The 12,665-nt window shown below is 71.3% G+C and carries 8 protein-coding genes; 2 read left to right on the plus strand and 6 right to left on the minus strand.

Going from position 1 to position 12,665, the window contains the following annotated elements; translation table 11 throughout:
- Position 1: 1 nt before the first annotated feature.
- The 6 genes from murD to ACWEJX_RS15910 all read right to left on the minus strand — a co-directional run bounded on the left by murD (position 2) and on the right by ACWEJX_RS15910 (position 8,559).
- Positions 2-1,426 carry a UDP-N-acetylmuramoyl-L-alanine--D-glutamate ligase gene (murD, locus tag ACWEJX_RS15885; RefSeq protein WP_451608030.1) on the minus strand — a complete coding sequence of 475 codons (1,425 nt, stop codon included), beginning with the start codon at positions 1,424-1,426 and terminating at the stop codon, positions 2-4.
- Complete coding sequence (gene mraY / locus ACWEJX_RS15890) at positions 1,423-2,493, minus strand: phospho-N-acetylmuramoyl-pentapeptide-transferase (protein WP_403798289.1); 1,071 nt, start codon at positions 2,491-2,493, stop codon at positions 1,423-1,425. The genes murD and mraY overlap by 4 nt, the downstream gene beginning before the upstream one ends.
- Positions 2,490-3,920, minus strand: a complete 1,431-nt coding sequence (locus ACWEJX_RS15895) for a UDP-N-acetylmuramoyl-tripeptide--D-alanyl-D-alanine ligase (RefSeq protein ID WP_451608031.1) — start codon at positions 3,918-3,920, stop codon at positions 2,490-2,492. Before ACWEJX_RS15895 ends, mraY begins: the two co-directional genes overlap by 4 nt.
- 4 nt (positions 3,921-3,924) lie before the next feature.
- A complete protein-coding gene (locus ACWEJX_RS15900) occupies positions 3,925-5,619 on the minus strand; it encodes a UDP-N-acetylmuramoyl-L-alanyl-D-glutamate--2,6-diaminopimelate ligase (protein ID WP_451608032.1) in 1,695 nt (564 codons plus the stop codon).
- A gap of 61 nt (positions 5,620-5,680) precedes the next feature.
- Positions 5,681-7,441 carry a peptidoglycan D,D-transpeptidase FtsI family protein gene (locus ACWEJX_RS15905; protein WP_451608033.1) on the minus strand — a complete coding sequence of 587 codons (1,761 nt, stop codon included), beginning with the start codon at positions 7,439-7,441 and terminating at the stop codon, positions 5,681-5,683.
- Positions 7,442-7,590: 149 nt separating this feature from the next.
- On the minus strand, positions 7,591-8,559 hold the full coding sequence (locus tag ACWEJX_RS15910; RefSeq protein ID WP_451608034.1) for a hypothetical protein: 969 nt from the start codon (positions 8,557-8,559) through the stop codon (positions 7,591-7,593).
- Positions 8,560-8,709: 150 nt separating this feature from the next.
- On the opposite strand from ACWEJX_RS15910, the gene ACWEJX_RS15915 reads away from it, so the two are divergent.
- Both ACWEJX_RS15915 and ACWEJX_RS15920 read left to right on the plus strand, forming a co-directional pair.
- The gene (locus ACWEJX_RS15915; protein ID WP_451608035.1) at positions 8,710-11,331 is read left to right on the plus strand and encodes a valine--tRNA ligase; all 2,622 of its coding nucleotides are present in this window, start codon (positions 8,710-8,712) and stop codon (positions 11,329-11,331) included.
- Positions 11,332-11,499: 168 nt separating this feature from the next.
- Positions 11,500-12,642, plus strand: a complete 1,143-nt coding sequence (locus tag ACWEJX_RS15920; protein WP_451608036.1) for a sensor histidine kinase — start codon at positions 11,500-11,502, stop codon at positions 12,640-12,642.
- Positions 12,643-12,665: the final 23 nt, after the last annotated feature.

The following is a 12,665-nucleotide window of genomic DNA, read 5'->3' on the forward strand; positions in this document are numbered from 1 at the left end:
GTCAGGCGCGCCCGGTGGCGGCGAGCGTGCGGACGGCGTCCGCGAAGGCCTCGCCCCGCTTGTTGTAGTTGGTGAACATGTCCATCGACGCGCAGGCCGGGGCCAGCAGGACCGTGTCCCCGGGCTGGGCGAGCGCGGCCGCCTCCTGCACCGCCGCGGACATCGCCCCAGTGTCGGTCCGGTCGAGGTCCACCACCGGGACTTCCGGGGCGTGTCGCGTCAGGGCTTCGCGGATCAGCGCGCGGTCCTGGCCGATCAGGACGACGCCGCGCAGCCGCTTCGCCGACTTCTGCACCAGCTCGTCGAAGGTCGCGCCCTTGGCGAGGCCGCCGGCGATCCAGACGATCGGGTCGTAGGCCGCCAACGAGGCTTCCGCGGCATGGGTGTTGGTGGCCTTGGAGTCGTCGACGTACGCGACGCCCTCGATCTCCTCGACGAGTTCGATGCGGTGCGGGTCCGGCCGGAAGGCCCGCAGCCCGTCCCGTACGGCCTTCGGCTCGACGCCGAAGGCGCGGGCGAGGGCGGCCGCGGCGAGCGCGTTGGCGATGTTGTGCGGGGCCGGCGGCTGGACGTCGGAGACCTCGGCGAGCTCCTGCGCGTTCTTCTGCCGGTTCTCGACGAAGGCCCGGTCGACGAGGATGCCCTCGACCACGCCGAGCTGCGAGGGGCCGGGGGTGCCGAGGGTGAAGCCGATGGCGCGGCAGCCCTCCTCGACGTCGGCCTCGCGGACCAGGTCCTCGGTGACCTGGTCGGCCACGTTGTAGACGCAGGCGACCCGGTTGCCCTCGTAGACGCGGCCCTTGTCGGCGGCGTACGCCTCCATGGAGCCGTGCCAGTCGAGGTGGTCGGGCGCCAGGTTGAGCACGGCGGCCGAGTGGGCGCGCAGGGACGGCGCCCAGTGCAGCTGGTAGCTGGACAGCTCGACCGCGAGGACGTCGTACCGCTCCTCGCCGAGGACGGCGTCGAGCAGCGAGACCCCGATGTTGCCGACGGCGGCCGTCTTCAGGCCGGCCGCCTCCAGGATGGAGGCGAGCATCCGTACGGTCGTGGTCTTGCCGTTGGTGCCGGTGACCGCGAGCCAGGGCGCGGCCTCGGGGCCGCGCAGGCGCCAGGCCAGCTCGACGTCGCCCCAGACCTCCACGCCCGCCTCGGCGGCGGCCCGGAAGAGCGGCTTGTCGGGCTGCCAGCCCGGCGCCGTGACGATGAGCTCGGTGCCGGGCGGCAGGGTCGCCCCGTCGCCGAGGCGGACGGTGATGCCCTCCGCCTCCAGCTCGGCCGCCTGGGCCCGGGAGCGCTCGTCGTCGCCGTCGTTGACGACCGTGACGACCGCGCCCAGGCCGTGCAGCGCGCGGGCGGCCGGGATGCCGCTCACGCCCAGCCCGGCGACGGTGACCTTCTTGCCCTGCCAGTCCAGCTGTTCGCTCACTTTTCGGATGCCCATCCCGCGTAGAAGAGGCCCAGGCCGACGATGACGTAGATGCCCTGGATGATCCAGAACCGGACGACGACCAGGACCTCGGACCACCCCTTGAGCTCGAAGTGGTGCTGGAGGGGTGCCATCCGGAAGACGCGCTTGCCCGTCATCTTGAAGGAGCCGACCTGGATGACCACGGACATCGTGATCATCACGAACAGGCCGCCCAGGAGGGCGAGCAGCAGCTCCGTACGGGAGCAGATGGCGAGACCGGCGAGCGCGCCGCCGAGGGCCAGCGAGCCGGTGTCGCCCATGAAGATCTTGGCGGGCGAGGTGTTCCACCACAGGAAGCCGAAGCAGGCACCCATCAGCGCGGAGGCGACGACCGCGAGGTCGAGCGGGTCGCGCACCTCGAAGCAGGCGTTCGGGTTCGTCAGGGTCATGGCGTTGGCGCACGACTCCTGGAACTGCCACAGACCGATGAAGGTGTAGGCGCCGAAGACCATCACCGACGCGCCGGTGGCCAGGCCGTCCAGACCGTCCGTCAGGTTCACGCCGTTGGACATGGCCAGGATCATGAAGAGCGCCCAGACCACGAAGAGCACCGGGCCGATGGACCAGCCGAAGTCGGCGATGAAGGACAGCCGGGTGGAGGCCGGCGTCAGGCCGCGCAGGTCGGCGAACTGCAGCGAGAGCACGGCGAAGGCGATGCCGACGATCAGCTGGCCGGCCATCTTCGCCTTGGCGCGCAGGCCCAGCGAGCGCTGCTTGACGATCTTGATGTAGTCGTCGAGGAAGCCGACCAGACCCATGCCAGCCATCAGGAACAGCACCAGGACGCCCGAGTACGTCGGGTCCTCGCCGGTGATGACCTTGGCCAGGGCGTACGCGATGAGGGTGGCCAGGATGAAGGAGATGCCGCCCATGGTGGGCGTGCCCTTCTTCCCGAGGTGGCCGCGCGGGCCGTCGTCGCGGATGAACTGGCCGTATCCCTTGCGGGCGAGCAGCTTGATGAGCAGCGGGGTGCCGATGAGGGTCAGGAAGAGCCCGATGGCCCCCGCGAAGAGGATCTGCCTCATCGGCCGGCGACCTCACCCTCGCCGGTGTTCTCGAGCAGTGCCAGGGCGACCCGCTCCAGACCGACCGACCTGGATGCCTTCACCAGGACGATGTCCCCCGGCCGCAGCTCACTGCGCAGCAGGTCGACCGCCGCCTGCGCGTCGGACACGTGCACCGACTCCTCACCCCACGAACCCTCGTTATAGGCGCCCAGTTGCAGCCAGGACGCTTCCCTGTCCCCGACCGCGACGAGCTTGCTGACGTTGAGCCGGACGGCGAGCCGTCCGACCGCGTCGTGCTCGGCGAGCGACTCGTCGCCGAGCTCGGCCATCTTGCCGAGCACCGCCCACGTACGGGAGCCCCTGGCCTGTGCAGACCTGCCCATGGCCGCGAGCGCGCGCAGAGCGGCTCGCATGGACTCGGGGTTCGCGTTGTAGGCGTCGTTGACGATCGTCACGCCGTCCGGACGCTCGGTGACCTCCATGCGCCAGCGCGACAGGGTGCCTGCCTCGGAGAGCGCGGTGGCGATCTCCTCGGCGGCCATGCCCAGCTCGTGGGCGACGGCGGCCGCGGCGAGCGCGTTCGACACGTGGTGCTCACCGTACAGGCGCAAGGTCACGTCGCTGCACCCGGTGGGTGTGTGAAGCCTGAAAGAGGGTTGTCCGTTCTCTGTGAGCCGGACATTCTCGGCACGTACGGCCGCTTCGTCCGCTTCTCCGAACAGAGTCACCTTGGCCTTGGTGCGTGCGGCCATGGCGCGTACGAGGGGGTCGTCGGCGTTGAGGACGGCGACGCCGCCGTCCTCGGCGGCCGGCAGCGCCTCGACCAGCTCGCCCTTGGCCTGGGCGATCTGCTCGCGGCCGCCGAACTCGCCGATGTGCGCGGTGCCCACGTTGAGGACGAGGCCGATGCGCGGCGGGGTCAGTCCGGTGAGGTAGCGGATGTGGCCGATGCCGCGCGCGCCCATCTCCAGGACGAGGTGGCGGGTGCCGGCGTCGGCGGTGAGCGCGGTGAGCGGCAGGCCGATCTCGTTGTTGAGGGAGCCGGGGGTCCACACGGTGGGCGCGTGGCGCTGCAGGACCTGGGCGATCAGGTCCTTGGTGGAGGTCTTGCCGGCCGAGCCGGTGAGCGCGACGACATCGGTGCCGAGGCGTTCGACCACGGTACGGGCGAGGGCGCCGAGCGCCGCCTGGACGTCGGCGACGACGATGGCGGGCGCGCCGACGGGGCGGGTGGCGAGCACGGCGACCGCGCCGGCCTGGACGGCGCGCTCCGCGTAGTCGTGGCCGTCGACGTTCTCGCCGGCGAAGGCGGCGAAGAGACTGCCGGGCTCGACCGCACGGGAGTCGATGACGACGGAACCGGTGACCTGGAGGGTCGGATCCGGTATGTCGAGCGGCTGCCCGCCGACGATTTCGGCGATCTCGGCGAGGGAGAGGGCGATCACTGCTTCATCCCTGACTGTTCTGGTGACGGTGTGCGTCCTGCTGGCTCTGGCGGCTGAGAATCGCCTCGCGCAGGACCTGACGGTCGTCGAAGGGGCGCACCACGCCTGCGGTCTCCTGGCCCTGTTCGTGGCCCTTGCCGGCGACCAGGACGGTGTCGCCCGGCTCGGCGCGGGCCACGGCGGCGGCGATGGCGGCCGCGCGGTCGGCGTCGACCAGGACCTCGCCGCGCTGGTACTCCGGTACCTCGGCGGCGCCTTCGAGCATCGCGGTGAGGATCGCGAGCGGGTCCTCGGAGCGCGGGTTGTCCGAGGTGAGGACGGCGGTGTCGGCGAGCCGGGCCGCGGCGGCGCCCATCGGGCCGCGTTTGGTGGTGTCGCGGTCGCCGCCGCAGCCGATGACGACGTGCAGCTTGCCGCGGGTGACCTCGCGCAGCGAGCGGAGGACCGATTCGACGGCGTCCGTCTTGTGCGCGTAGTCCACGACGGCGAGGTACGGCTGGCCCGCGTCGACCTTCTCCAGGCGCCCGGGCACGCCCGGGACGGCGGCGACGCCGTCGGCGGCGGTCCGCGGGTCGATCCCGGCGGCGGCGAGGGTGACGATCGCGGCGAGGGTGTTGGCGACGTTGAACGGGCCGGGCAGCGGCGCGGTCGCGGAGAACCGCTCGCCGTCCGGGCCGACCACCGTGAAGGTGGAGTCGGCGGCGCCGGTGACGACGTCCTCGGCGCGCCAGTCGGCGTTCGGGTCCCCGGCGGCGGAGAAGGTGACGACCGGGACGGACGCCTCCTTGGCGAGCCGGCGGCCGTACTCGTCGTCGAGGTTCACCACGCCGCGCCTGCTGCGCTCGGGGGTGAACAGGCGCGCCTTGGCCTGGAAGTAGTCCTCCATGTCGGAGTGGAACTCCATGTGCTCCGGGCTCAGGTTGTTGAAGACGGCGACGTCGAAGACGCAGCCGTCGACCCGGCCGAGCACGAGCGCGTGGCTGGAGACCTCCATGGCGACGGCCTCGACGCCGCGTTCGCGCATGACGGCGAACAGGGCCTGGAGGTCGGTGGCTTCGGGGGTGGTGCGCTCGGACTTGATGCGCTCGTCGCCGATGCGCATCTCGACGGTGCCGACCAGGCCGGTGGCCTTGCCCGCGCCGCGCAGCCCGCCTTCGACGAGGTAGGCGGTGGTGGTCTTGCCCGAGGTGCCGGTGATGCCGATCTGCAGCAGGTCAGCGCCGGGGCGGCCGTAGATCTCGGCGGCCAGCTCGCCCATCCGGCCGCGCGGGTCCTCGACGACCAGGACCGGCAGGCCGGTCGCGGCGGCGCGTTCGGCGCCGGCCGGGTCGGTCAGGACGGCGGCGGCGCCGAGCCCGGCGGCCTGGGCGACGAAGTCGGCGCCGTGCGCGCGGGCGCCGGGCAGGGCCGCGTAGACGTCGCCGGGGCGGACCGCCCGCGAGTCGTGCGTGATGCCCGAGACCTCGACGTCACCGTCGGGACGGCCGGAGCCGCCGGAGGTCTCGGTGCCGAGCCGCGCGGCGAGCTCGCCCAGGGGTGTGGGGCGGACCCGCTCCGGGCGGGGCGGGGTGGTTCGGTACTGATCAGCGTGTGGCACGGCGGTGAGCGTACCGGGCGCACCCTGCGCAGGGCTAAATCGAGCCGCTGCGTCGCTGGAGTTCGATTTCCGGTTCCCGGAATCTTGGGTGATCGTTCTCACTGGTGCTCCCGGAGTTTCACGCGGTGTTTCACGCGGTGTTACGGCTTTCACGGTCGGAACGTCATGGCTTGAACGTCACCGGGAGCCGGGCGGGCTGGCTGCCGGTCGGCGGGATGTGCAGGGTCTTGAGGGCGAACTCCATCACCTTCTTGTAGATGGGTCCGCAGATCTGGCCGCCGAAGTAGCTGCCCCTGGTGGGGTTCTGGATGGCGCAGTAGACGGCGATGCGGGGCTGGTCGGCCGGCGCGAAGCCGGCGAAGGACGCGGTGTAGCCCTTGTAGCGGCCGAGTTCGGGGTCGACGCGGTTGGCAGTGCCGGTCTTGCCGGCCACCCGGTAGCCGGGGATGGCGGCCTTGGTTCCCGTGCCGTCCTCGTCGTCGACGACCGACTCCAGCATCTGCGCCAGGGTCTTGGCGGTCTTCTCGCTGACGACCCGGCGCTCCTTGGGCGCGGGCGCCGGGGTGAAGCGCTCGTCCGGGCCCCTGATGCCGCGAATGAGGGTCGGCTCGATCCGTACGCCTCCGTTGGCGATGGTCGAGTAGACGGAGGCGGCCTGCATGGCGTTGATGGACAGGCCCTGGCCGAACGGGATCGTGTACTGCTGCGAGGTCGACCAGTCCTGCGGCTTGGCGAGGATGCCGGGGGTCTCGCCCGGGTAGTCGAGCCCGGTGGGGCTGCCGATGCCGAACTTGCGCAGGTAGTCGTAGAGCACCTGGTTCGACTCGGCCTGCGTCTTGCCGAGCTGGCCGGTGGCGAGGATGGTGCCGATGTTGCTGGACCTGGCCAGGACGCCGTTGAGGGTCAGGTACCAGGTGATGTGGTCGACGTCGTCGCTGAACAGGCGGTCGCCGCGGTGCAGCCGGTTGGGCACGGTGACGTGGGTGTCGGGGGCGGCGACGCCCTCCTCCAGGACGGCGGCCATGGACATGACCTTGCTGGTGGAGCCGGGCTCGTAGGCGTCCTGGAGGGCCGCGTTGCCCATGGCGGTGGCGTTGGCCTGGGAGAGGTCGTTGGGGTCGAAGCCGGGGGCGTTGGCCATGGCCAGGACCTCGCCGGTGCGGGTGTCCTGGACGATGACGTAGCCGCGGTCGGCCTTCGACTTGCGGACCTGGTCGGTGATGGCCTGCTGGGCGGCCCACTGGATGTCCCGGTCGATGGTCAGCTCGATGGTCGAGCCGGGGACGGCCGGGGTGCCCTGGGAGCCCACCGTGGGCACCCGGCGCCCGCCGGACTGGGCGAAGCGGATCTTGCCGTCCTGGCCGGCCAGCTCCTTGTCGAGCATGGACTCGATGCCGCCGGCGCCGCGGCCCTCGGCGTTGACGTAGCCCAGTATCCCGGCGGCCAGCTCCCTGTTCGGGTAGACCCGCTTGGTGGCCGGCTCGCTGAGGATGCCGCCGAGGAGATTGACGCCGTTGCCGCCGTGGGCGGGCGCGGCCTTCTGCTCGTAGACCTTCTTCAGGTCCTTGATCTGGTTCCAGACCTGCGGGGTCTGCTTGCGGGCGAGCACCGTGTAGCGGGACTTGGGGGTGCGCAGCTTCTTCGCGAGCTCGGCCGGCTCCTTGCCGAGGATCGGCGCGAGCAGCGCCGCCGCCTGCTCCGGGGCGTCGGCGAGCCTGGACTCCTCGGGCGTGAAGAGCTTGGGGTCGGCGGTGATGTCGTACGCGTCGACGCTGGCGGCCAGCGCGATGCCGGCCCGGTCGGTGATCTCACCGCGGTCGGCGGTGAGGGTGTATTCGAGGTAGCGGTGCTTCTCGGCCTTGGCGGCGTACGCGGAGGCGTCCACGGCCTGCACCTGGAGCAGCCGCACCACGAAGACCAGCATGACCAGGGTCAGGCCCAGGGAGATCAGCCGCAGCCGGGGCTTGGGGCTGCCGAGCCGGATCGTGCGCGCCTTCGCGGCGGGCCGGGCGGCGGGCCGGCGGGGCGGGGCGGACCGCTGGGCGGGGGCGCCCCTTTGGTGTGCGCCTCGGCTCAGGCCTTGACGCGGACCTCCTTGCGGAACCTGGCCGTGATGTCCGCGGCCTCCGCGCCGGTGGAGCCCTTGCCCGTGAGCATCGAGGCCGCGTCGACCGGGATCACGATGCCCACGGTGCTGTGGTCGGCCCACACGCAGGCCGTCACGCCGAACGCCGGGATCTTCTCGGTCGGGTCGGCCTTGGTCTTGCCCGACTGGCACTTGAGGATCGCGCCGTCGAGGCCTGCCGGCGTGTACGCCACCGGGTCGCCCTCGAACGTCGGCGCGTCCTTGTCGTCACCCTTCGCCGACTCCGTCTTGATGGAGGCGAAGACGGCGTCGACGACCTTCTCCGGGTCGTCGATCTTGCCGTAGAGGCCGTTGAACTGGATCAGCTTGCCGGCCATCGGGTTGGCCTCGTCCTTGACCTGGTACTGGGCCTCGACCTCGGTGGCGTTGCTGACGCCGGCCTTCTCGGCCTCCTCCAGCGACTTCTTGTCGTTGGAGGGCTTGCCCGTGTCGGACTTCTTGTACTCGGTGAGCACCGTCGCCGGGGTGATCAGCTTGTGCGGGCCGTCGTCCGCCACGTTCGCGCCGCCACCGCCACCGAACGCGTAGTACGCGCCGATCGCGAGGCCGACGACCGCGGCGACGATGCCGATGGTCAGACCCGCCTTGGACTTCTTCGGCGCCGGCGGCGGAGGCATGTAGCCACCGGGGCCCTGCGGCGCGCCGTACGGGGCCTGCGGCGGCTGGCCGTACATGTTCGGCGGCTGCTGCCCGTATCCCGGCTGCCCGCCGTACGGCTGCTGCGGCGGGACGCCCTGCGGAGCCTGCTGGGGGTAGCCGTAGCCGGGCTGCGGGGCCTGCGGCGGCTGACCGTACGGAGCCTGCGGCGGCTGGCCGTACGGACCGGGCTGGCCGGGCTGCTGCCCGTACGGGTTCGGCTGACCGCCGCCGTACGGCCCTGGCTGGTTGTAGCTCATCGACTGCTTCCCCTCACAAGATCCCTCACAGGATGTTTATGCGTAGCGAACATCCTGTCGGAAGCCGTGCGGCGCCGGGGCGGTGGGGGGCACACCGTTACCGAACAATCGAGTTTCAGGACGGCCCCGGGACACACCTAAACTGAGCCCGTGACCGAGAACACTCAGCATCAGCCAGCAACCACCACCGAATTGCCGACCACGTACGCGCCGGCCGAGGTAGAGGGGGCGCTGTACGAGCGCTGGGTGGACCGGGGGTACTTCACGGCGGACGCGAAGAGCGAGAAGCCGCCGTACACCATCGTCATCCCGCCGCCGAACGTCACCGGCTCGCTCCACCTGGGCCACGCCTTCCAGCACACGCTGATGGACGCCCTGGTCCGCCGCAAGCGCATGCAGGGCTTCGAGGCCCTGTGGCTGCCCGGCATGGACCACGCCGGCATCGCCACCCAGAACAAGGTCGAGCAGCAGCTCGCCGAGGAGGGCAAGTCCCGCCACGACCTGGGCCGCGAGGAGTTCGTCGAGCGCGTCTGGCAGTGGAAGGAGGAGTACGGCGGCCGGATCCTCGGCCAGATGCGCCGGCTCGGCGACGGCGTCGACTGGAGCCGCGAGCGCTTCACCATGGACGAGGGCCTGTCCCGTGCCGTCCAGACCATCTTCAAGAAGCTCTACGACGACGAGCTGATCTACCGCGCCGAGCGCATCATCAACTGGTGCCCGCGCTGCCTCACCGCGATCTCCGACATCGAGGTCGAGTACCAGGAGGACGCCGGCGAGCTGGTCTCCATCCGGTACGGCGAGGGCGAGGAGTCCCTGGTCGTCGCCACGACCCGGGCCGAGACGATGCTCGGTGACACCGCGGTCGCCGTCCATCCGGACGACGAGCGCTACAAGCACCTGGTCGGCAAGCAGATCAAGCTGCCGCTGACCGACCGTACGATCCCGGTCGTCGCGGACACCCACGTCGACCCGGAGTTCGGCACCGGCGCCGTCAAGGTGACCCCGGCACACGACCCGAACGACTTCGCGATCGGCCAGCGCCACGACCTGCCGGCCCTCACGGTCATGGACGAGCACGGCGTCGTCACCGTCCACGGCCCCTTCCTCGGCCTGGACCGCTTCGAGGCCCGCTCGGCGATCGTCGGCGCGCTCAAGGAGCAGGGCCGGATCGTCGCCGAGAAGCGCCCGTACATGCACTCGGTGGGCCACTGCTCGCGCTGCAAGACCACGGTCGAGCCGCGCCTGTCGATGCAGTGGTGGGTCAAGGTCGGCCCGCTGGCCAAGGAGGCCGGCGACGCCGTCCGCGACGGCCGCGTGAAGATCCACCCCGAGGAGATGTCGAAGCGCTACTTCGACTGGGTCGACAACATGCACGACTGGTGCATCTCGCGCCAGCTGTGGTGGGGCCACCGCATCCCGATCTGGTACGGACCGGACGGCGAGGTCGTCTGCGTCGGACCCGACGACGAGATCCCGACCGGCGACGGCTGGACCCAGGACTCCGACGTCCTGGACACCTGGTTCTCCTCCGGCCTGTGGCCGTTCTCCACGCTCGGCTGGCCGGAGCAGACCCCGGATCTGGAGAAGTTCTACTCGACCGACGTCCTGCTGACCGGCCACGACATCATCTTCTTCTGGGTCGCCCGGATGATGATGTTCGGCCTGTACGCGATGGACGGCCAGGTCCCGTTCACGACGATCGCGCTGACCGGTCTGGTCCGCGACGAGTTCGGCAAGAAGATGTCGAAGTCGAACCCGAACGCGGTCGACCCGCTGGACTGGATGGACGAGTACGGCTCCGACGCCGTCCGCTTCACCCTGGCCAAGGGCGCCAACCCGGGTGCCGACGTGCCGATCGGCGAGGACTGGGTCCAGGCGTCCCGGAACTTCTGCAACAAGATCTGGAACGCGACCCGGTTCGCCATGATGAACGGCGCGAACATCGAGGGCCCGCTGCCGGACCCGTCCGAGATGTCCGCGACCGACCGCTGGATCCTGTCCCGGCTCAACGAGACGGTCGCGCAGGTCGACGCGTACTACGAGGACTACCAGTTCGCCAAGCTGAGCGAGTCGCTCTACCACTTCGCGTGGGACGAGGTCTTCGCCTGGTACGTCGAGCTGTCGAAGACCACGTTCTTCGCGGGCGGCGAGGGCGCCAAGGTCTCCGGCCGCGTCCTCGGCGAGGTCCTGGACGTCATGCTGCGCCTGCTGCACCCGATCGTCCCGTTCGTCACCGACACCCTGTGGACCACCCTCACTCGCGGCGAGTCGCTGGTGATCGCGGACTGGCCGAAGGACTCCGGCTTCCGCGACGAGGCCGCCGAGCGCGAGATCGAGCTGGTCCAGCGGGTCGTCACCGAGGTCCGCCGCTTCCGCAAGGAGCAGGGCCTCAACGACGGCCAGAAGGTCCCCGCCCGCCTGGAGCTGGACGGCACTCCGCTGGCCGCCCACGAGGCCGCCATCCGCCAGCTGCTGCGCCTCCAGCCGGAGGGCGAGGGCTTCGCCGCCACCGCCTCCCTGCCGGTCGCCGGTGCGACGGTCTCGCTCGACCTGTCGGGCACGATCGACGTGGCGGCGGAGCGCAAGCGGCTCGCCAAGGACCTGGCCGCCGCCGAGAAGGAGAAGGCTCAGGCCGAGGGCAAGCTGGGCAATGAGGCCTTCCTGGCCAAGGCCCCGGACAACGTCGTGGACAAGATCAAGGGCCGGCTCGCCAAGGCGGACGAGGACATCGCCCGCATCCGGACGCAGCTGGAGCGCCTGCCGCAGGCGTAGCCCGTACGGCCGCCCGTACGGCCGCCGTACGGCGATCGCACGACGAAGGGGCCCGGGACCACTCACGGTTCCGGGCCCCTTTCACATATGCCTGACATGTCCGATCTCACATTCGACGGGACTTCAGGTCATCGGCGCCGGGACCAAGGACCCTGGATGATGGAACGCATGCTTCCGCTTCCCGCCTCCGTCCGCGCGCTGCGCCGCCGCATGGACCGGTGGGCGGTGTCGCCCCGGGCGATGGACGTCGTCGCCGCGGTCTTCGCCTTCGGCCTGATGGTCCTGGACGTGCCGGGCCTGGCCCGCGCCGACAACTCGCTCACCGGCATCACCGCGACCCTGGTCCTCGCGGCCGGCGCGGCGACGCTGGTGCTGCGGCGGAAGGCACCCTGGGTGCCCTTCGTGGTGGCGATCCTCATGATGGGCTGGCTGCACGAGCTGACGATGATCCAGTTCGCGCTGTACTCGCTCGGCCGCTTCCGGGGCCGCCGGGTCGCCGGGCTCGCCACCCTGCTCTACGCGGGCGCCGCCTACGTCTACTTCAACCTGCCCGGCTGGCCCGAACGCCACGGCGAGACCCTCAGCGACTTCCTCAGTCTCGTCGTCCCCATCGGCGTCCTCGCCGCCGGCGTCGGCATCGCCGCCTACCGCCACGACCTGGTGCGCGCCCTGGAGGTCCAGCGCCGCGAGGCCGCCGCCCGGCAGGCCGTCCAGGAGGAGCGGATCTCCGTCGGCCGCGACGTCCACGACCTGGTCGGCCGGGAGCTGACGCTGCTCGCGGTGCGGGCCGAGGTGCTCGCCGTACGGGCCAGGGGAGAGGCGCACCAGCAGGACTTCGAGGAGCTCTCCGAGACCGCCCGGCGGGCCCACCGCATGCTCAACGAGACCATCGTGCGGCGCGGCGACGACCCCGCCGCCACGCCCGGCCTGGACGGTCTCGCCGCGCTCGCCGAAGAGAGCGAGCGGACGGGCAGCCCGGTGCACCTGGAGGTGGCGGAGGAGGCCAAGGCGCTGTCGCCGCTGCGCCAGACGGCCGTCCACCGTGTGGTGCGCGAGTGCCTCACCAACGCCGCCAAGCACGCGCCGGGCCTCCCGGTGACCGTCACGATCACGGTCGACGACCCGGACGCCCTCCGCATCGAGGTCCGCAACCCGCTGCCCCCGGCCCCGCTCGACCGCGCCCCCGTCTCCACCGGCACCGGCCTGGTCTCCATGGCCGAACGCGTCACGAGCATGGGCGGCACGCTGGACGCGGGGCGCGAGCACGGGGCGTACGTGGTGCGGGCGTCGCTGCCGGCGGGGCTGCGGTAGCCGGGGGCGCCCTGCCGGGTCCT

Source organism: Streptomyces sp. NPDC004788 (genome assembly GCF_053601115.1).

Excerpts from the sequence above, each read along its gene's own strand:
- mraY (WP_403798289.1), bottom strand. The coding sequence starts at position 2,493 with ATGAGGCAGATCCTCTTCGCGGGGGCCATCGGGCTCTTCCTGACCCTC.
- ACWEJX_RS15905 (WP_451608033.1), bottom strand. The coding sequence starts at position 7,441 with ATGCTGGTCTTCGTGGTGCGGCTGCTCCAGGTGCAGGCCGTGGACGCC.
- ACWEJX_RS15910 (WP_451608034.1), bottom strand. The coding sequence starts at position 8,559 with ATGAGCTACAACCAGCCAGGGCCGTACGGCGGCGGTCAGCCGAACCCG.
- ACWEJX_RS15920 (WP_451608036.1), top strand. The coding sequence starts at position 11,500 with ATGCTTCCGCTTCCCGCCTCCGTCCGCGCGCTGCGCCGCCGCATGGAC.